Annotated in this window: 18 protein-coding genes; 14 read left to right on the forward strand and 4 right to left on the reverse strand. The window is 64.4% G+C overall.

Translation table 11 applies throughout. The features are described from left to right. Positions 1 to 24 precede the first annotated feature (24 nt). Together mraY and murD are read left to right on the forward strand one after the other, a co-directional pair. Positions 25 to 1,146, forward strand: coding sequence for a phospho-N-acetylmuramoyl-pentapeptide-transferase (gene mraY / locus ACTJKX_RS12575; RefSeq protein ID WP_311941710.1), 1,122 nt, complete (start codon positions 25 to 27; stop codon positions 1,144 to 1,146). A gap of 14 nt (positions 1,147 to 1,160) precedes the next feature. Next, positions 1,161 to 2,567, forward strand: coding sequence for a UDP-N-acetylmuramoyl-L-alanine--D-glutamate ligase (gene murD, locus ACTJKX_RS12580; protein WP_440725463.1), 1,407 nt, complete (start codon positions 1,161 to 1,163; stop codon positions 2,565 to 2,567). Positions 2,568 to 2,578: 11 nt separating this feature from the next. Here the strand turns inward: murD and ACTJKX_RS12585 are convergent, their stop codons facing one another. Next, entirely contained in the window at positions 2,579 to 3,463 is an 885-nt protein-coding gene (locus ACTJKX_RS12585) for a LysR family transcriptional regulator (protein ID WP_311941704.1), read from the reverse strand. 113 nt (positions 3,464 to 3,576) lie between these two features. Here ACTJKX_RS12585 and ACTJKX_RS12590 point away from each other — a divergent pair, with 113 nt between their 5' ends. After that, positions 3,577 to 3,762, forward strand: coding sequence for a 4-oxalocrotonate tautomerase (locus ACTJKX_RS12590; protein WP_311942024.1), 186 nt, complete (start codon positions 3,577 to 3,579; stop codon positions 3,760 to 3,762). An 82-nt stretch (positions 3,763 to 3,844) separates the two neighbouring features. Here ACTJKX_RS12590 and ACTJKX_RS12595 read toward each other — a convergent pair whose 3' ends face one another. Beyond that, positions 3,845 to 4,813, reverse strand: a complete 969-nt coding sequence (locus tag ACTJKX_RS12595) for an alpha/beta fold hydrolase (protein WP_440725464.1) — start codon at positions 4,811 to 4,813, stop codon at positions 3,845 to 3,847. Between the two features lie 78 nt (positions 4,814 to 4,891). Between ACTJKX_RS12595 and ACTJKX_RS12600 the strand changes: the two genes are divergently transcribed. From ACTJKX_RS12600 to ACTJKX_RS12620, 5 genes are all read left to right on the forward strand, one after another. Beyond that, complete coding sequence (locus tag ACTJKX_RS12600) at positions 4,892 to 5,509, forward strand: TetR/AcrR family transcriptional regulator (protein WP_311942021.1); 618 nt, start codon at positions 4,892 to 4,894, stop codon at positions 5,507 to 5,509. Between the two features lie 178 nt (positions 5,510 to 5,687). After that, positions 5,688 to 6,857, forward strand: a complete 1,170-nt coding sequence (locus ACTJKX_RS12605) for an FtsW/RodA/SpoVE family cell cycle protein (RefSeq protein ID WP_311941699.1) — start codon at positions 5,688 to 5,690, stop codon at positions 6,855 to 6,857. Next, positions 6,854 to 7,945 (forward strand): undecaprenyldiphospho-muramoylpentapeptide beta-N-acetylglucosaminyltransferase, encoded by a 1,092-nt coding sequence (murG, locus tag ACTJKX_RS12610; RefSeq protein WP_440725465.1) that lies wholly within the window; start codon positions 6,854 to 6,856, stop codon positions 7,943 to 7,945. Before ACTJKX_RS12605 ends, murG begins: the two co-directional genes overlap by 4 nt. A 168-nt stretch (positions 7,946 to 8,113) precedes the next feature. Continuing rightward, the gene (gene murC, locus ACTJKX_RS12615; protein ID WP_311941693.1) at positions 8,114 to 9,517 is read left to right on the forward strand and encodes a UDP-N-acetylmuramate--L-alanine ligase; all 1,404 of its coding nucleotides are present in this window, start codon (positions 8,114 to 8,116) and stop codon (positions 9,515 to 9,517) included. A gap of 190 nt (positions 9,518 to 9,707) precedes the next feature. Then, a complete protein-coding gene (locus tag ACTJKX_RS12620) occupies positions 9,708 to 10,388 on the forward strand; it encodes a DNA alkylation repair protein (protein WP_440725466.1) in 681 nt (226 codons plus the stop codon). 33 nt (positions 10,389 to 10,421) lie between these two features. On the opposite strand, the gene ACTJKX_RS12625 is transcribed toward ACTJKX_RS12620, so the two are convergent. Together ACTJKX_RS12625 and ACTJKX_RS12630 are read right to left on the reverse strand one after the other, a co-directional pair. Beyond that, positions 10,422 to 10,973 (reverse strand): DUF4269 domain-containing protein, encoded by a 552-nt coding sequence (locus tag ACTJKX_RS12625; RefSeq protein WP_440725467.1) that lies wholly within the window; start codon positions 10,971 to 10,973, stop codon positions 10,422 to 10,424. Next, positions 10,970 to 11,491: a nucleotidyltransferase family protein gene (locus ACTJKX_RS12630; protein ID WP_440725468.1), complete on the reverse strand. Its 522-nt coding sequence runs from the start codon at positions 11,489 to 11,491 to the stop codon at positions 10,970 to 10,972. The genes ACTJKX_RS12625 and ACTJKX_RS12630 overlap by 4 nt, the downstream gene beginning before the upstream one ends. Positions 11,492 to 11,799: 308 nt before the next feature. Between ACTJKX_RS12630 and murB the strand changes: the two genes are divergently transcribed. The 6 genes from murB (at position 11,800) to ACTJKX_RS12660 (ending at position 19,616) form a co-directional block, all read left to right on the forward strand. Beyond that, positions 11,800 to 12,717, forward strand: a complete 918-nt coding sequence (gene murB / locus ACTJKX_RS12635; RefSeq protein WP_440725469.1) for a UDP-N-acetylmuramate dehydrogenase — start codon at positions 11,800 to 11,802, stop codon at positions 12,715 to 12,717. 361 nt (positions 12,718 to 13,078) lie between these two features. Beyond that, positions 13,079 to 13,975 carry a cell division protein FtsQ/DivIB gene (locus tag ACTJKX_RS12640; RefSeq protein WP_367623227.1) on the forward strand — a complete coding sequence of 299 codons (897 nt, stop codon included), beginning with the start codon at positions 13,079 to 13,081 and terminating at the stop codon, positions 13,973 to 13,975. Continuing rightward, a complete protein-coding gene (gene ftsA / locus ACTJKX_RS12645) occupies positions 13,972 to 15,297 on the forward strand; it encodes a cell division protein FtsA (protein ID WP_068282115.1) in 1,326 nt (441 codons plus the stop codon). Before ACTJKX_RS12640 ends, ftsA begins: the two co-directional genes overlap by 4 nt. Positions 15,298 to 15,536: 239 nt before the next feature. Further along, positions 15,537 to 17,201: a cell division protein FtsZ gene (gene ftsZ, locus ACTJKX_RS12650; RefSeq protein WP_440725470.1), complete on the forward strand. Its 1,665-nt coding sequence runs from the start codon at positions 15,537 to 15,539 to the stop codon at positions 17,199 to 17,201. Between the two features lie 326 nt (positions 17,202 to 17,527). After that, a complete protein-coding gene (lpxC, locus tag ACTJKX_RS12655; RefSeq protein WP_311941670.1) occupies positions 17,528 to 18,487 on the forward strand; it encodes a UDP-3-O-acyl-N-acetylglucosamine deacetylase in 960 nt (319 codons plus the stop codon). A gap of 262 nt (positions 18,488 to 18,749) precedes the next feature. After that, the gene (locus ACTJKX_RS12660) at positions 18,750 to 19,616 is read left to right on the forward strand and encodes an outer membrane protein assembly factor BamD (RefSeq protein ID WP_311941667.1); all 867 of its coding nucleotides are present in this window, start codon (positions 18,750 to 18,752) and stop codon (positions 19,614 to 19,616) included. Positions 19,617 to 19,710 lie beyond the last annotated feature (94 nt).

Consider the following 19,710-nt stretch of genomic DNA (forward strand, 5'->3'; position numbering starts at 1 on the left):
ACGCCTGAGGTTGAAAGGATTTCCATGTTCTATCTGCTGAGTCGCTTCAGCGAACATTTCGAGCTCCTCAACCTGTTTCGCTACATCACCTTCCGGACCGGTGGGGCGATCTTCACGGCGCTGTTGTTCGTGTTCTTCTTCGGGCCGTGGACCATCTCCTGGCTCAGGGTGAAGCAGGGCAAGGGCCAGCCGATCCGCGACGACGGCCCGCAGTCGCATCTGTCCAAGCGGGGCACGCCGACCATGGGCGGGCTGATGATCCTGTCTGGGCTGGGCGTGTCGACCCTGCTGTGGGGGAATCTCGCCAATGTCTATGTCTGGGCCGTGCTCCTGGTGACGCTCGGCTTCGGAGCCATCGGCTTTTACGACGACTATCTCAAGGTGACCAAGCAGAGCCATAAGGGCTTTTCCGGGCGGGCGCGGCTGGGTCTGGAATTCCTGATCGCCGGCGTTGCCGTGATCCTGATGGCACAGGCAGGTGGGGCGCGCTTCCTCGGCTTCCTCTGGGGTAGCGGAGCGCCGATCTCGCAGGCGACGTCGCTTGCCTTTCCCTTCTTCAAGGAACTCCTGATCAACCTCTCCTATTTCTTCGTGGTCTTCGGTGCCTTCATCATCGTGGGCTTCGGCAATGCCGTGAATCTGACGGACGGCCTGGACGGTCTTGCCATCGTGCCGGTGATGGTGGCGGCCGGAACCTTCGGTGTCATCGCCTATCTCGTCGGCAACGCCAATTTCGCCAATTACCTGCAGCTCCATTTCGTGCCCGGCACCGGCGAGCTCGCGGTGATTTGCGGCGCCATGATCGGGGCGGGGCTCGGCTTCCTCTGGTTCAATGCGCCGCCGGCGCAGATCTTCATGGGCGATACCGGCTCGCTCGCTCTCGGCGGCATGCTGGGTTCGATTGCCGTGGCGACCAAGCATGAGATCGTGCTGCTCGTCGTCGGCGGCCTGTTCGTGGCGGAAACCCTGTCGGTGATCATCCAGGTGCTGTCGTTCCGCTATACCGGCAAGCGCGTGTTCAAGATGGCGCCGATCCACCACCATTTCGAGCAGCTCGGCTGGAAGGAACCGCAGGTCGTGATCCGCTTCTGGATCATCGCGGTGGTGCTGGCCCTGCTCGGGCTTGCCACGCTCAAGCTCAGATAGGACGAAAGATCGTCATGATCCCGATCACTTCCTTCGGCGACCGCGCTGTCGCCGTCTTCGGCCTCGGCGGGTCGGGCCTGGTGACGGCCGAGGCTCTCGCCGCCGGGGGCGCCAGGCCGATCGTCTGGGACGATGGCGAGGCCGGCCGCAAGGCCGCCGCCGACAAGGGGCTCGACGTCCGTGACCTCAATGAGGTCGACTGGTCCTCCGTCGCCGCGCTGGTCCTGTCGCCCGGCGTGCCGCTCACCCATCCCGAGCCGCATTGGTCGGTCAAGCTTGCCGCTGCGCATGGGGTGGAAGTGATCGGCGATATCGAGCTCTTCGTGCGCGAGCGCCGGGCGAGGGCGCCGGGCGCGCCCTTCATCGCCATCACTGGCACCAACGGCAAATCCACCACCACGGCGCTGATCGCGCATCTGTTCGCGGCCGCTGGCCGTGACGTGCAGCTCGGCGGCAATATCGGCACGGCGATCCTGTCGCTGGAGCCGCCGTCGCCCGACAAGGTGCAAGGGATCGAAAGAGTTTATGTCGTCGAGTGCTCCTCCTACCAGATCGACCTGGCGCCGAGCATCGATCCCTCCGTCGCCATCCTGCTCAATGTCACCGAGGATCATCTCGACCGCCACGGCACGCTGGAACACTATGCGGCCGTGAAGGCGCGCCTGGTCGAAGGTGCGGCCACGCCGGTCGTCGGCGTCGACGATGTCTGGTGCGCTGCCATCGCCGACGAGATCGAAGCCAAGGGTCGCCGGCCCGTCCGCATCTCGGTCGAGAGACAATTGAGCGACGGCGTCTATGCCATTGGCGACAGATTGTTTTCGGCTGAAGGGGGCAGGGCGGTCGAGGTGGCGAGCCTGGCCGGCATCGGCTCCCTGCGTGGCGCGCACAATGCCCAGAATGCCTGCGCGGCGCTGGCGGCAGCGCACGCAGGTGGGTTGACACTGGATCAGATCCAGGCCGGCATGCGTAGCTTCCCGGGCCTCGCCCATCGCATGGAGCAGGTCGGCCGGCTCGGTCCCGTGCTGTTCGTCAACGATTCCAAGGCCACCAATGCCGATGCCGCGGCCAAGGCCCTGTCGTCCTTCCCGACCCTGTACTGGATCGCCGGCGGCAAGCCCAAGACCGGCGGCATCGAGTCCCTGGCCGAGTATTTTCCCAAGATCCGCAAGGCCTATCTGATCGGCGAGGCAACGGACGAATTCGCGGCGACGCTGGAAGGGCTCGTACCCTATGTGCGGGCCGAGACGATCGAAAAGGCGGTGCCGCTGGCCTCTGCCGATGCGGCAGCGTCCGGCCTCGACGAGGCCGTGGTCCTGCTTTCCCCGGCCTGCGCTTCCTTCGACCAGTTCCGCAATTTCGAGGAACGGGGCAAGGCCTTCTCCCGGGCCGTGCTGTCCTTGCCGGGTATCGGCAAGGCCTGACGGCCTTTCGGTCAGCCGAAGCGGGCCAGCAGGAAGTCGATGGCGCTGCGCAGCATGGCCGTCGGCCGACGATCCGGCGCGTAGACCAGATGCATCGGCGTGGGGCGATAGGACCAGAGCGGCAGCACGGGCTCGAGCCGGCCGGCCTCGATGTCGTTGATCAGCAGCAGTTCCGGCTGGAGCACGACGCCCGCCCCATGCAGCGCCGCCACGCGCAGCGCCGAACCCTGGTTGGTGGTGAAGCGGCCGCCGATATTCACCGTGCAGGTCTCCCCATCCGGGCCGACAAGGTGCCAGATGCCCTGCGTGCGCCAATAGGCATGGCCAAGGCAATCATGATCGCCGAGTTCGCGGGGATGCTGCGGCCGCCCGCGTCGATCCAGGTAGCAAGGCGCGGCGGCCAGGATGCGACGATAGGGCTTCAGCGGGCGGGCGACCAGGTTTTCGTCCGTGAGGTCGCCGATGTGAATGCCGAGTTCGCAGCCCTCGCCGATCAGGTCGACGGTGCGGTTGTCGAGCACGAGATCGACGGTGACGTCGAGATGGCGCTGCAGATAGTCGACCAGGGCCGGCACCAGGCTTTCGCTGCCGAAGCTCACCGGCGCGACCATTCGCAACCGTCCGCGCGGATTGGCCTGCAATTCGGAGGCGCTTGCTTCGGCCAGGGCCACCTCCGCCAGGGCCGTCTTGCAGCGTTCGTAATAGAGCCTGCCGACTTCCGTGAGCTGGTGGCGGCGGGTGGTGCGATGAAGCAGTCGGGCACCCAGGCGCTGTTCGATCTGGCGGACATGCTTGGCGACCATGGTCGCCGATACCCGGCTGGTCTCTGCTGCGGCGGCGAAGCTGCCTTCCTCCACCACCCTGACGAACATGGCCATGCCGGCGAGCTTGTCCATGATTGCAATCCATGCGGTTCTGAATGAAAGGCCTAGGCGGCTATTTATTAGCATATTGGTTTGGAGAACATTGCGGCAGGTCGACTAACGGACCTTTTCATGAGGAAGTGACCATGCCTGTGCTGCGAGTGGAAATGCACCCCGGACGGACGCTCGAACAAAAGCGCGATTTCGTGCAGGCGGCGACGAAGGCCGTCGTCGAAACCCTGGTTTGCCCGCCGGAATCCGTCGAGATCATCATCATCGAAGTTCCGAAGGACGCCTGGGCCGTTGCCGGGAAGCTGAAATCAGACGGTTGAGCGTGCCTTTCCACGGCGGGACGACAGTCTTGCTGTGGCATATGCGGGAGCCGGGCAGGATCGCGCCGGCTCCACGCGGGCATCAGCCTCTTGTCGATGCAGTTGTGAAAGCAGCGAGTTCCCGTCCGAACCGCGCGGGCTCTTCGTAGAAGGGGCTGTGGCCGCTGTCGGCATAGACCGAGAGCCGGCTATCGGCATGAAGGGCCTTGATGCGCTCGGACATGGCCAGGCGTACCAGTCGGTCGTGGACGCCATGCGTCAGCAGGACCGGGCCGGGATAGGCCTGGAACACCGGCTCGAGATCGGGCGTGGCCGTCTTGACGAACCCCTCGTTCACGGCGCGTTCGGTCATGCCGTTGACCACCAGCATACGCTGCAGTTCGATATCGGTGAGCGGTTTGTGAAAACAGGCCGCGAGAAAATCGGCCGTCGCAGCGGTTCGTTCGCCCAGGTCGTGTGAGACCGCCGTCTTGGCGAAGCTCACGGCGAGCGGGGTCAGAAGGTCGGGCGACAGCTTGGTGACCGCATCGACCAGGTTGATCCCGGCGATGCGCGAGCCGCCATATTTGCGCAGATAAGTGCCGGCGACATGGCCGCCCAGTGACCAGCCCACCAGGATGGGACGGCGCAGCTTCGCGGCCGCGATCACCGCGGCCACGTCGTCCGCCCAGCGATCCGGGTCGGAATAGGCGTCGGGCGAGGCAGGCTTGTCGGAATCGCCATGGCCGCGGAGGTCGAACCTCACCAGTCGGAAGCCGGTCAGGGCCGGATCGACAAACTGCTTGTCCCAGCTCAGCCGGCTCTGGCGCAGGCCGTGGATGAACAGGATCTCAGGGGCCGCCGGGTCGCCCTGTGCCTCGCCGGCCAGCAGCGTGCCATCGGCCGAACGGGTGAAGAAGCTTTCACGCCCTGAGCCTGGTTTACCTCCGTTCGCGACATCGGAGTGTTTCTTACCGGTTGCGCCCGCCGCGGAACCTGCAAGTCCCGATTCGACGGCGAGGGCGGTGAGGGCGGCGGCGGCACCCAGGAAAAGGCGTCTTGAAGGATACATTGCGATCTCCGATGTTGTTTATCGATCACTATTCAACTTGCTTGACGATGCCTGTCAAGATGTTGTTTAGTGTTCGATATGGAACACGGTTCGAAATCGCGTGGCGGACGACCCTGGAGCTTCGATCGGGAACAGGCGGTCGAGACAGCCATGCGGCTGTTCTGGCGCCACGGCTATGAGGGCGTCTCGGTCGGCGATCTCACCAAGGCGATCGGGATCGCGCCCCCCAGCCTTTACGCCGCCTTCGGCAGCAAGGCCGGGCTCTACCAGGAAGCGCTGGCCCGCTACGAGGGTAGCATCGGCCTGCTCGATTTCGCCGCTGTCGCGCAGGCGGACGATCGGCCAAAGGCGGTGCGCCTGCTGCTGGAAGCGGCGATCGAGGCCGTCACCCATCCCGATCGCGAGCGTGGCTGCATGATCTCGAGCGGGATGGTTACCTGCCATCCCGACCATGCCGCGCTCGCCCGTGACCTTGCTGCGCGACGCGAGGATATCCGCATGAGGATCGTGCAGGCGCTGCAGCCTTTTGGCGACAACGAGACGATCCCCGGGCTGGCTCGCCATTTAGCGGCCGTGATGCAGGGGATCTCGATCCAGGCCCGGGACGGCAGCAGCCGTGCCGAGTTGCAGGAGATCGTCGAGGACGTGGTGGCGGGACTCGACCGCCGGCAATCCAGGAGCCAGGCATCACGATAGAACAGGGCGAGGCGGCAGCCGATGCCGGCCGTTGCGAACGGAAGGCGAGCCGGTTCAATCGGCATTTCCAGGGGCATTGCCGGCAAAAACGCGACGAGGCCTTCGCATTTAACCGTTCCTAAACCCTGTCGGGAGCACTGCTAGGGCGATCCTCCCTCAGCTGACGGACTCCCTGTTCATGGCCTCGCGTACCGAACGTTCAGCCTTCAATGCCTGGTGGTGGACCGTCGATCGGCTGATGCTGATGACGATCCTGGCCCTGATGCTGACCGGTATCGTCCTCCTGCTGGCGGCGAGCCCCGCCGTCGCCGAGCGTATCGGCATCTCCGACATGTTCCACTTCGTCAACCGCCAGGCGATGATGATCCCGGTGGCCCTGATGGTAATGATCGGGATTTCCTTCCTGTCGCCGCAGTCTATCCGTCGGCTGGCCCTGGTGATGTTCCTGATCTCGATCGCGCTTGTCGCGGCGACGCTGTTGTTCGGCGCTGAGGTGAAGGGTTCCAGGCGTTGGATTGCCGGTATCCAGCCTTCCGAGTTCCTCAAGCCCGCCTTCGTCGTGCTGGCGGCCTGGCTGTTTTCCGAAAACGTCAAGCGGCCGGACGTTCCCGCCAACATCCTCGCCATGCTGCTGCTGGCCTGCTCGGCGGGACTGCTCATCCTGCAACCCGACTTTGGCCAGACCATGCTGATCTCCATCGTCTGGGGTGCGCTGTTCTTCATGGCCGGGCTGCACTGGTTCTGGATGGTCGGGCTCGGCGGCGTCGGCGTCGTCGGCATCGTGGCAGCCTATCAGTTCATTCCGCACGTCACCTCCCGCATCGACCGCTTCCTCAAGCCGGAGGGCACCGATACCTTCCAGGTCGACGTGGCGCGTGACGCCTTCCTGTCGGGGGGCTGGCTGGGCAAGGGGCCGGGCGAGGGCACCTACAAACTGATCCTGCCGGATTCCCACACCGATTTCATCATGGCGGTGACCGGCGAGGAATTCGGCCTTCTTTTCGTCATGGTGGTGGTGGCGATGTTCGCCCTCATCGTGCTGCGTGGCTTCTGGCACGCCTACAAGGTCGAAGATCCCTTCTGCCGCTTCGCCACCGCCGGCCTCACCCTCCTGTTCGGAATGCAGTCCTCGATCAATTTGATGGTCAATCTCCACATGATGCCCGCCAAGGGCATGACGCTGCCCTTCATCTCCTATGGCGGCTCCTCGCTGATCTCGGTGGCCTATGGCATGGGCATGGTGCTCGCGCTCACCCGCCGCCGCCCACGTACCGACATGCTCGAAAGCGCCTTCAGCTTCCGCGACCGCAGGGCCCAGGGCGCAGCTGGTATCGGATTGTCGTCGTGAGCGGCAAGATCGTCCTGCTCTGTGCCGGCGGTACCGGCGGCCACCTGTTCCCGGCCGAAGCGCTGGCGGGAGCGCTCATGCCGCTCGGCTTCCGTCCGCATCTTGCCACCGACGAACGGGTGGAGCGCTATACCGGCACCTTTGCCTGGGAGGACATCCACGTCATCCCATCCGAGACCGTGCGTTCCCGCTCGCCGCTCGCCATGGCCAATACGCTCTGGCAGCTCGGCACGGGGACGTTTTCGGCCTGGCGCATGCTGGGGCCTCTGGCCCCCGCTGTGGTGGTGGGTTTCGGCGGGTATCCGACCCTGCCGCCGCTGACGGCTGCGGCCTGGCGCAGGATCCCCACCATGATCCATGAGGCCAATGCGGTGATGGGCCGGGCCAACCGCATGCTGGCGCCCAAGGTGACCCGCATCGCCACCGGCTTTGCCGATGTGGCGATGATGGACAATGTGCCGAAGTCGAAGCTCGTCCACACCGGCAACCCGGTCCGGCCGGCCGTGATGGAAGCGGCCAAAACGCCGTATCCGGGCCTGGACGGGCCCATCAACCTATTGGTCTTCGGCGGCAGCCAGGGCGCCGCCGTGATGTCGGCGATCGTGCCGTCGGCGATCGCGCGGCTGGACGAACCATTGCGCCGCCGGCTCAGGATCGTGCAGCAGGCGCGCCAGGAGGACCTTGCCGCCGTGCGCGAGACCTATGCCGGCCTCGGCGTCGCTGCGGACGTGCAGGATTTCTTCCGAGACCTGCCCGCCCGCATTGCGGGGGCCCATCTGGTGATCAGCCGCTCCGGTGCCTCGACCGTGGCCGAGCTTTCGGTCATCGGCCGCCCATCGATCCTCGTGCCGCTGCCGGGAGCGCTCGACCAGGACCAGGCTGCCAACGCCCGTACGCTCGCCAATGTCGATGGCGCCCGGATGGTGATGCAGCCGGACTTCACCGCGGAAACGCTGGCAGCCGATCTCACCGCGCTGCTCGCCGATCCGGTGGGGCTGCAGGCCATGGCCGCCAATGCCCGGAACGCCGGCATTCCCGACGCTGCCGATCGCCTCGCCGACTGGGTGGTGAAGCTGGCGGCGATGTGACGGGGGCGGGTCCTCGGAGCACGGAAATCCTGTCCGCTCTTTGCAGTCTCGCAAGCGCGGCGTCTCCAAGAGGCGGACTGGAAGTCCGCGCTCCGAATTTTCTCCAAATTTGCCTCCCGGCCCTGTCGCCCCTATACGAACCGAAATCCTATCTTTTCGAGAGACCTCATGAAGCTGCCCCGTGAAATTGGCCCCATCCACTTTGTCGGCATCGGCGGCATCGGCATGTCCGGCATTGCCGAAGTGCTGGTCAATCTGGGCTACACGGTGCAGGGCTCGGACGCTGCCGACAATTACAACGTCAAGCGCCTGAAGGATAAGGGCGTGAAGACCTTCATCGGCCATGCCGCCGAGAATATCGGGGATGCCGAGGTGGTGGTGGTCTCCACCGCGATCAAGCGCGACAACCCGGAGCTCGTCGCGGCTCGTGAGATGCGCTTGCCGGTGGTGCGCCGCGCCGAGATGCTGGCCGAGCTGATGCGATTGAAGACCTGCGTCTCCATTGCCGGCACGCATGGCAAGACCACCACGACTTCGCTGGTGGCGACGCTGCTCGATGCCGGCGGTTTCGATCCCACCGTGATCAATGGCGGCATCATCAACGCCTATGGCACCAATGCGCGGCTCGGTTCGAGCGACTGGATGGTGGTGGAGGCCGACGAGAGTGACGGCACCTTCCTCAAGCTGCCCACCGACGTCGCCATCGTCACCAATATCGATCCCGAGCATCTCGACCACTTCAAGACCTTCGATGCCATCAAGGATGCCTTCCGGACGTTCGTCGAGAACATTCCCTTCTACGGCTTTGCCGTGATGTGCCTCGATCATCCCGTGGTGCAGGAGCTGGTCGGCACCATCGAGGACCGCCGCGTCGTCACCTATGGCGAGAATCCGCAGTCCGATGTGCGCCTTCTCGATCTCGACCTCTCGGGAGGCCGTTCGCGCTTTCGTGTCGTCATTCGCGACCGCAAGACCGGCGCGGTGGTCGAGCTTCCCGATCTCGGCCTGCCCATGCCGGGCGGCCACAATGCCCTCAACGCGACCGCTGCGATCGCCGTTGCCCACAATCTCGGCATGGACGCCGAAGCGATCCGCAAGGGCCTGGAAGGCTTCGGCGGCGTCAAGCGGCGCTTCACGCGCACCGGGGAGTGGAACGGCGTTACCGTGTTCGACGATTACGGCCACCATCCCGTGGAGATCTCCGCCGTGCTCAAGGCGGCGCGGGCCTCGACCACCGGGCAGGTGATCGCGGTGGTGCAGCCGCATCGCTACAGCCGCCTGGCGAGCCTGTTCAACGAATTCTCCGCCTGCTTCAACGATGCCGACATGGTCGTGGTCGCCGATGTCTATGCGGCCGGCGAGGCCCCGATCCCGGGAGCCGACAAGGAAGGCCTCGTCGCCGGCATCCGGGCGCGCGGCCACCGCCATGTCGTCGCGCTCGATGGTCCCGGCTCGCTTGCCGGCCTGGTCGCTTCGGCGGCCAAGCCCGGTGACTATGTGATCTGCCTCGGTGCCGGTAACATCACGCAATGGGCCTATGCACTGCCGGGGGAACTGGCGGCGCTCGGGTGAGATGCAAACCGTAAGTGGGGTCTTGCACTTCGGTCGCGTTTTCATACCAAGAGGGGTTGGAGTGTCAGCCTCCCGGCTGACATCTTGAAAAGGAACGCTCGTCGGCAAGCGGGGTGTCAGCCGGGAGGTTGACTCTACACTGATCCGGCGTTCCCTTATGCAGCGCCGATGCGGTGCTGGGAGAATGGGCATGCGCCTGGCCGAGACGATCCGCGCACGTCTGGCGGCCGCTGCCGATCCCTCGCGTGCGCCGGGCATGCAAGCTTATATGAAATCGGCGATGCCCTATCTCGGTGTTTCCGCTGTGCCGCTCAGGCAGATCTGCAAGACCATCTTCGCAGATCTGTGCTTCGAGACCGCAGGGCACTGGCAGGCAGAGGTTCTCGCCATCTGGCGTGGCGCCCGTTTTCGCGAGGAGCGCTATGCCGCCATCGAGCTGACCGGCCTGCGGGCCGCCAGGGCGTTCCAGCGCTTCGACGTCCTGCCGATGTATGAGGAGTTGATCGTCACCGGCGCCTGGTGGGACTATGTCGATGCGATCGCCGCGCACCGTCTCCTGCCGATCCTGCGCAGTGATGGCGCGACGATGCGGCAGGCGATGCTCGCCTGGGCCGTCGACGCCGATATGTGGAAGCGCCGAAGCGCGATCCTCTGCCAGCTCGACGCCAAGGGGCAGACCGATCTCGATCTTCTTTACGCCTGCATCGCACCGTCGATCGGCTCCAAGGAATTTTTCCTGCGCAAGGCGATCGGCTGGGCTCTCAGGCATTATGCACGCATCGATCCCGCGGAGGTTGCCCGTTACGTCGACGAGCACCCCGAACTCAGCAATCTCAGCCGTCGCGAGGCCTTGAAGCATATCGCAGGGTGAGGTCGACCGGGGCTCATTAGTGGTTCCGAAGGGTCATTCCCTTTGCGCGATGGGAGCAGGGTAGCCGGCGGCGGCGAGGAGCACCTGGAGATGACCGTCCTCCCGTTGCCCGAGCTCGATCAGGGCCTGATAGGGATCGCCTTTCAGGCGCAGGGCCGCGGCGAAGGCGGGTTCGGTCTTCAGGCCGGCCCGGCGATGATGCATGACGCTGCTGCGGAAGGGCTCTCCTCCCAGCGTGAGCAAGCGTCGCTCTGCCAAATAATGGCGCCAGCCTGCCTGTTCGGCCACCGGTTGAATGGAGGCGAAGATCTCGAAGCACCAGCCCTGCGCCGTAAAGGTGGCGACCACCGGGCGCCCACCTCCGGTCCATTGATGGATGGAGAAGGCCGGCGCTTCAGCAAGAGCCTCCCAGACTGTCCGAGTGAAGGCGAGGGTATCAGGGGCGTGGCAGAGGATGTCGATATCGCTGGAGGGCAGGTCGACGCCGAGAGGGGGCGTGCCCGCGACATGTGGATCATAGGCCTGCAACAATTCGAGCAGCCTGGTTGCCTGCAGGGCCTGCGCATAGCCCGGCCTTGCCGTCATGGCTGCAGATCCACCAGGCGCAGTTCGGGCCAGATCGCCCGGGCGCGTGCCGCCTTGGCGGCCAGGCCCTTGTCACCCGGCCGTCCTGGATTGGGGCGGATGACCATGCCGAAGACGTCATCGAGGCCGAAGGGGGCGGCGATGTCGATCGTGTCGTCTTCTTCCAGCCGAATGCCGACCGCATGCACGATAGCGGCATAGTGCCCGAAGGCCTCGTCGGCCGAATGGAGTTGCGGATAGGGCAGGCCGAAACGCTGCTCGAACCACAGATGGACCCGGGCCTGGTTGCGGATCTCGACCGGCCAGCGCCCGTCGAAGAGGGGAGCAGCACGCCGGATCACGGCATCCTCGGCTTCCCAGCTCACATCGGCGGCGTCGAAATAGATGAGATCATAATCCTTGATGCCGGTGCCGGCGGATTTCCCGGTCAGGCTGTTCCACACGCTCTGGTAGACGCAGCCCGCCGCCAGCCGCCATTGCGGCAGACGTAGCGAGCGGGCGGCGACGAGAAAGGCCATGAGGTTCTCATCCGCGCGGACGATGGCGCGGAGGCGTTCTTCCGGGGAGGTGGACCGATCCGGCAATATTCGCTCCAACTCGTTGGTTCGACACGTCTTTGCGCTTCCGCAAATCGCAAGACGCCTTGGCAGAATCGCTGGGCTTTTTTAAGCGAATGTAGGCAATAAGGCCGGTATTCCAAATCCCTGATCCCGCTATGGGGCGATCAAGAGCACCCTGCAGGATTTTAAACACTTGCAGAATATCTCAATGCTGCCCATTCGTGGGCAACATTGAGATATTCCGCCATTGGATCTTTTCGGACCCCATGACCTTTCCCGACCTCATTCCCTCGCTTCGCCCACTCATGCCGGGATTGCGCGGTACGCTGGAAGTCAATGCGCCGATGGCGCCGCTCTCCTGGTTTCGCACCGGCGGTCCGGCGCAGCTGCTGTTCACGCCGGTGGACGAGGAGGATCTGGCGCAGTTCATGGCCGGCCTGCCCGCACAGACACCCTGGATGGTGGTAGGACTCGGCTCCAATCTTCTGGTCCGTGACGGCGGCGTCGAGGGCGTGGTGATCCGCCTCGGCAAGGGTTTCGGCGCTATCGCCGTCGATGGCCTCGCCATCACGGCGGGCGCGGGAGCCCCGGATGTCAAGGTGGCGCGTGCGGCAGCGGAAGCGGGCATCCAGGGCCTGTCCTTCCTGCGCGGCATTCCCGGCGCGATCGGTGGGGCGCTGCGCATGAATGGTGGTGCCTATGGTGGCGAGACCAAGGATGTCTTCGCCTCGGCGCGGGCGGTCGGCCGCGACGGCTCGATCTTGATCTATGACGCACCCGCCATGGGCTTCAGCTATCGTCGCTGTGCCGTGCCGACGGACGTCGTGTTCACGCAGGCGACATTCCGAGGCAGGCCGGGGGATCGCGAGGCGATCCTGGCGGAGATGCAGAAGATCACCGAGGCGCGTTCCTCGTCCCAGCCGGTCAATACCCGCACGGGTGGCTCGACCTTCAAGAACCCGCCCGGCCATTCGGCCTGGAAGCTGGTCGACGAGGCCGGTTGCCGCGGCTTGACCGTCGGCGGCGCCCAGGTCTCGCCGATGCACACCAATTTCCTGGTCAATCTTGGCACGGCCTCCTCGGCCGACATCGAAGCGCTGGGCGAGACCGTTCGCGAGCGCGTACGGAACCATGCGGGCATCGAGCTCGAATGGGAAATCAAGCGCGTGGGACTGGCGGCCTGACCCCGACCACGTTTCTCTCGATCGAGCCTCTGGCATGCCTGGGAGCAGCTCGCGAGACACGAACGTCCGTGGAAATTCCCGGCGTGATCCGGTCATGGGCCCTGCCGACAATCCCGGTTTGCCGGGTGCAGAGTGACCTTGCGGCATGTCGAGCCGGAAGTGGTGTCGATTTCTGAGCCGCGCCAGGGCCTAAAGCGGCAAAGCTGAAGCGCTGCTAACCGATTGTTTACTGATTTGTCCGAAAGCTAACCTTAATGGGGCATGAAGCATTTCCCGCTTGAGGGGGGTGGTCAGCTCCTGAGATCGCCCTTCAAAAGACCGTCCCAACCGGCGGTTCCTCAAGAGCGTTGGCTTCGAGCATATGCTGCGTTTGTTCAATCTGTCCTCCCTGCGCCAAGCCGGATTCACGACCAGGACGTTCGTGGATCAGCGCTCGTCGCGGCTGCAGCGTCTGCTGGCAAAGCCCCCGCGGGGACTGGGCCTCATGCTGTCGGCCGCCTTTCTGGTGGGAACCATCGTCTATGGTGCCCAGACCGGACCGGTCTGGCCGCAGATGAAGGTTCAGTATGGCGCGCCGCTCGACATGGCCGCCAATCTGTTCGGTTTCCGGGTCGAGACCGTCGCCGTCACCGGCCAGCGCGAGCTGACGGATCAGAAGATCTTCGCCGCTGCCGGGGTCACCAACACCTCGTCGCTGCTGTTTCTCGATGCCGAGGCGGCGCGCGAAGGGCTCGAGAAGCTGCCGCTGGTGAAATCGGCACAGGTCCGTAAGCTGTTTCCCTCCACGCTCTCGGTCACCATCGAGGAGCGCGCGCCCTACGCCCTGTGGCAGCGTGACGGCTCGGTCAGCGTGATCGCCGAAGACGGCGTCGTGATCGAGGATCATGTCGAGGCCCGTTTTGCCGCTCTGCCGCTGGTGGTGGGCGAGGGGGCCGACAAGCGGGCCAGCGAAATCGTCGCGGCGGTTGCCGCCACGCCCGAACTGACCGGCCGGGTCAGAGGGGCAACGCTCGTTTCCCAGCGCCGCTGGAATCTCACGCTCGACAATGGCGTGGTCGTTCGCCTTCCCGAGGACAATCCGGACCAGGCCTTGAAAAGCCTGGCCGGCCTCGAGCGGAAGGGCAAGGTTTTGGAAAAGGATATTCTGGCAGTCGACATGCGTATGCCCGATCGCGCTACCTTTCGTTTGAGTGAGCAGGCCGCGGCTGCCCGGGCCGACGCGCTGTCCAAGAAGAAGGCAAAGGGGGGCAAGGCATGAGCCCCTTCGAGAATGGCCTGACCCCCAAGCTCAAGCCGTTGGCGCCGCGTCGCACCACGGTGATGTCGGTGCTCGACGTCGGCACCAACAAGATCGTCTGCCTGATCGCGCGGCTGCGTCCGCTCGAAGGGGCCGATCTTCTGCCGGGTCGCAGTCACCAGGCCCAGATTCTGGGTATCGGCCATCAGCGTTCGCGCGGGCTGAAGTCCGGCGCCGTCGTTGACATGGAGGCCGCCGAACAGGCGATCCGCCATGCGGTCGATGCCGCCGAGCGCATGGCCGGCGTGCGGGTGGACTCGGTGATCGTCAACATTTCCTGCGGGCGGGTGGCGAGCGAGCACTATTCGGCCACGGTGGAAGTCGGCGGCCATCAGGTCTGCGATCTCGACATTCATCGCGTTCTCGATGCCGGCGCCAGCCATTCGGTGCGTGACGGACGCGCCGTGCTGCATTCGCTGCCGATCGGCCACATGCTCGACGGCGTCGGCGGCATCTCCGATCCCCGAGGCATGCTGGGCCGCCAGCTCGGTGTCGACATGCATGTGGTGACGGCGGAGTCGACGCCGGCCAAGAATTTGATGCTCGCCATCGAGCGCTGCCATCTCCATGTCGAGGCGATGGTCGCTACGCCCTACGCCGCCGGCCTGTCGGCGCTCGTCGACGACGAGACCGAGATGGGCGTGACCCTGATCGACATGGGCGCTGGCACCACCTCTGTCGCCGTCTTCGCCAATCGCGCCTTCGTGCATGCCGACAGCCTGCCGGTGGGCGGGGCGCATGTCACGACCGACGTGGCGCGCGGCCTGTCGACCAAGCTGTCGGAAGCCGAGCGCCTGAAGGTTCTCTATGGCGCCACCATCGCCAGCCCCTCGGATGATCGCGAGACGATCGCCGTGCCGCCCGTCGGGGACGAGCAGGGCGACGGCATCCATCACGTGCCGCGTTCGCGGCTGGTGCGCATCATCCGCCCTCGCATCGAGGAGATCCTCGAAATGGTGCGCGACCGCCTGCGCGGGTCCGGTGCCTGGGCCGAGGCGGGCCGCCGTGTCGTACTGACCGGGGGCGCATGCCAGTTGACGGGCACGGTGGAACTGGCGCGCAAGATTTTGGATCGGCAGGTCCGCATCGGGCGTCCGCTCGGCATCGCCGGCATGCCCGAAGCCGCCAAGGGGCCACCTTTCGCTACGGCAGCTGGCCTGTTGGTCTATCCGCAAATCGCCGGAGTCGAGCATTTCGAACCGCAGGTTCGGACGCGTGCGCAGGCTACCGGAACAGACGGTTATTTCGGTCGGGTCGGGCGTTGGTTGAAACACAGTTTCTAAACTTCGATTTGCAAAAGGGAAATCGAGTTTCGAATCGCAAAGGTAACGTTGAGACATGAAGAATGGCCGGTTTTTCAAGGCCATTTTGACTAATTTTTCCGGTCAAATTTAGCCGGATTACACAAATGCCTGCTTCGCAAATCAGTAACTTTCTGATTCAAAGGGCAGGAAGGGGTCGTAAGGCCTTGATGAAGGTCAATTAAGGGGCGCGGCGACGCGTCTTGCAAAAGAGGCGAACCATGACGATCAACCTCAAAATGCCGGATATCCGGGAGTTGAAGCCGCGTATCACCGTGTTCGGCGTTGGTGGGGCTGGCGGCAACGCCGTCAACAACATGATCGAAGCCGGACTGGAAGGCGTTGACTTCGTCGTCGCCAACACGGACGCGCAGGCGCTGACCCTTTCCAAGGCCGACCGCATCGTCCAGATGGGCATCCAGGTTACCGAGGGTCTCGGCGCCGGTTCGCAGCCCGAGGTCGGTCGCGCTGCCGCCGAGGAAGTGATCGACGAGATCCGCGATCATCTCAATGGCGTCCACATGGTCTTCGTCACCGCCGGCATGGGCGGCGGCACGGGTACCGGCGCTGCCCCGGTGATCGCCCGCGTCGCCCGCGAGGTCGGTATCCTCACCGTCGGTGTCGTCACCAAGCCCTTCCATTTCGAAGGCCTGCGCCGCATGCGCCTGGCCGAGTCCGGCATCGCCGAGCTCCAGAAGAGCGTCGATACCCTCATCGTCATTCCGAACCAGAACCTGTTCCGGGTCGCCAACGACAAGACCACCTTCGCCGACGCCTTCGCCATGGCCGACCAGGTGCTCTATTCGGGTGTCGCTTCGATCACCGACCTGATGGTCAAGCCCGGCCTGATCAACCTCGACTTTGCCGACGTTCGCGCCGTGATGCGCGAGATGGGCAAGGCGATGATGGGCACCGGCGAAGCCTCGGGCGAGCGCCGCGCGATCCTGGCCGCCGAAGCGGCGATCGCCAACCCGCTGCTCGACGACGTCTCGATGAAGGGTGCCCGCGGCCTGCTGATCTCGATCACTGGCGGCCCCGACATGATGCTCTACGAGCTCGACGAGGCGGCGACCCGTATTCGTGAAGAGGTTGATCCGGAAGCCAACATCATTCTGGGCGCGACCCAGGATCCGTCGCTGGAAGGCACGATGCGCGTGTCGGTGGTCGCCACCGGCATCGACTCGGCCATCCTGCCCCAGGCTTCGCCCTCCAAGGACGACATTCGCCTGGCGGAAATGACCCAGCGCGTGCGTGACCAGGCTGCTGCCCAAGCCGCTCAGGCTGCCCGCGTTGCCGCGCCGCGCAATGTCGCGCCGGTGGCTCAGGCTCCGGTGGCGATCGAGCCTGCCCCGATCCAGCAGGAAATCGCCCAGCCGGTGCCAGTCGCTCCCGTGGAGCCGGTGGCTGCCGCCAATGACGTGACGCTGCGCCCGCTGGCGCCCAAGCCGACCCTGTTCCGCGAGCCGGTGGTCGAAGAAGCCCCGCGTGCGCCCGAGCATCATCCCGAGCCCGAGCATTTCGTGCCGCCGGCACCGGAGCGGGCCGTCGTCCGTCCGCCGCGCATGCCGCGCATCGAGGATCTGCCGATGCCGGCGCAGGCCCAGATTGCCGCCCAGCGTGGTCCGGAAGCACCCCAGGCTGGCGACAAGAAGCGCATGACGCTGCTTCAACGCCTGGCTGCCGTCGGCCTCGGCCGTCCCGAGACGGATGAAGTCGAACATGAGCCGGCGCCCGTGGCGCGCCAGCCCGAGCCGCGCCCGGCTCCGCAGCGTCCGCCCGAAGCCCAGCGTCGTCCGCCGGCGCCGCGTCCGGCCCCGCAGCAGTCCCGTTCGATCGAGGACGATCAGCTCGAGATTCCGGCCTTCCTGCGCCGCCATTCGAATTGAGGCCGATTTCGCCTTCGTGACGAAATCGTAACCATAGTGCGGATCAATGACGGCCCGGGTCCATCGCCCGGGCCGTAATTTTTTGAAATGATTAAGGATTTTAAAACTAGGCTCACAAGCCGGAACTTGGCGAGCTTGTGTTACAGACCGTAAGAAAGCGTGATTTGGCTAAAGCTTTGGTTTTTGCTTTACGTATTTTCGAAGAAAGGTCCGAGTCCATGCCCTCGTGGCAGGGAATGATAGGACCAGGTGGTCAAACAGAAAGCAGGCCGGTCTAGTTTCGGTTGGGTACCGCCACCCTGGCGGACGGCTTGTGGAATACGCACATGAAATCTGGTTTCCAGACGACTTTGAATGACCGTGTATCCCTCGAAGGGATCGGGGTCCATTCTGGCAAGCCTGTCTCCATCACACTGCATCCCAGCGAGGCCGACAGCGGCATCGTTTTCCTGCGCACGCATCTGGAGAACGGACGCGAGCGGGAGATCCTCGCCCATTATCACAACGTCGTCGATACGCGCCTGTGCACGGTCGTCGGTGATGCCACGCGGGCTTCGGTCGCCACCATCGAGCATCTGATGGCGGCGCTGCGCGGCCTGGGCATCGACAATGTCACGGTTGAAGTCGACAGCGCCGAAATCCCGGTGATGGACGGTTCGTCCGCGCCCTTCATCGAGGCGATCGATCAGGTTGGCATCGCCACGCTGCGGGCACGCCGCCGGCAGATCAAGGTGCTCAAGCCGGTTCGCGTCGAAATGGGCCGCGCCTGGGCTGAGCTGACGCCCTGGGACAAGTCCGGCAATGCAGGCTTCCGCCTCGACGTCGAGATCGATTTCGAGACGCCGCTGATCGGCCGCCAGCGCCGCGCGCTCGACCTGACACCCGACAATTTCCGTCGCGAACTGTCACGGGCCCGTACCTTCGGCTTCGTCAAGGATGTCGAACAGCTGTGGGAGAGGGGCCTTGCGCTCGGCTCCTCCCTGGAGAACTCGGTGGCCCTGAGCGAGGATCGCATCCTCAATCCGGAAGGTCTTCGCTATGCCGATGAATTCGTGCGTCACAAGATGCTCGATGCGGTGGGCGACCTGGCTCTTGCCGGTGCTCCGCTGATCGGCCAGTTCCGTTCCTATTGCGGCGGACATCGCGTCAACTACATGATGCTTCAGGCCCTGTTCGCCGATGACAGCGCCTGGACCATGGTCGATGCACCGGTACGTCGCGAGAGCGGCCATGCCGAGCTTTCCAGCGGCCTGGCCGCAGCGGCCTTCGCGCCCGATACCAATTGAGTGCGAAGGCTTTTGCCTCGCTTGACAGCGCCGCCGCAAAGCATTGTACAATTTTGCAGAGGCGGTGGCGCTTGGCCGGACAATCGGCTACAAGGGCCCCTGCATTGCCGCCGGTATAATGGCCTATCCGTCTGGACGGGCTGGTGCTGGCCGTGAATGTCGAACCACGAAGTCTTAACGTTGTGGTGCGAAGCTGATGGATGGGTTCATCCGCCGGAAACGCGCGACAATGCTGGTACTAGTCGAAGTAGAGGTCTGAGTGATGCCGCTGCGTTCCCTCTCGTCTTCCCGCACCGTCGCGACGCGGCTCGCGGTTCGTGCCGTCGCCATTGCGCTGATGGCGACGCCGCTGGCCGCCTGCGGTTTTTGGGATGACGATCCGGGCTACAAGACCCAGGCGACCGACCCGCCGGATCTTCTCTACAACCAGGGCCTCGTCGCCATGAAGGGCGGCGACTATTCCAAGGCCTCCAAGCGTTTCGAATCGCTCGACAAGCAATATCCGCAGACGGAATGGCAGAAGAAAGCCATTCTGATGATGGCTTATTCGAATTACACGTCCGGCAATTACGACGATGCCATTACCTCGTCGCGCCGTTACGTGACCCTGTGGCCGAACGACAAGGACGCGGCCTACATGACTTATATCTGGGCCAACTCCCAGTATAAGCAGATCCCCGACATCACGCGCGACCAGGACCGGGCCAGCCAGGCGCTTGCCGGTTTCCAGAAGGTCGTCACCGACTATCCCAAGTCGGAATATGTCAGCGACTCCAAGTTCAAGATCCAGGTCGTGCGCGACCAGCTCGCCGGCAAGGAAATGGAGATCGGCCGCTTCTACCAGAAGCAGCAGAACTATTCCGCTGCGGTCAACCGCTACAAGACCGTGGTGAAGGACTATGCCCAGACCCGGCAGATCGAAGAGGCGCTGAGCCGCCTGACGGAATGCTACATGGCGCTCGGCCTTTCTAGCGAGGCGCAGACCGCCGCTGCCATCCTGGGCCACAACTACCCCAACAGCCAGTGGTACAAGGATGCGTATACGCTGGTGAAATCGCACGGCCTGGAGCCGCGCGAGGATACCGATTCCTGGCTGAGCCGGACGTTCCGCAACGCGATCACGCTCTAAGGCGCTGGTAGCGACTGTCGAATTTGCAAAGGGCCGGTCGCAAGATCGGCCCTTTGCTTGTGAGCAGCCTCATGTTTTGTCATGCGGCGCAGGC

Source organism: Labrys sp. 22185 (assembly GCF_052045555.1).
In the GTDB taxonomy this organism is placed as follows: Bacteria; Pseudomonadota; Alphaproteobacteria; order Rhizobiales; family Labraceae; genus Labrys; species Labrys neptuniae.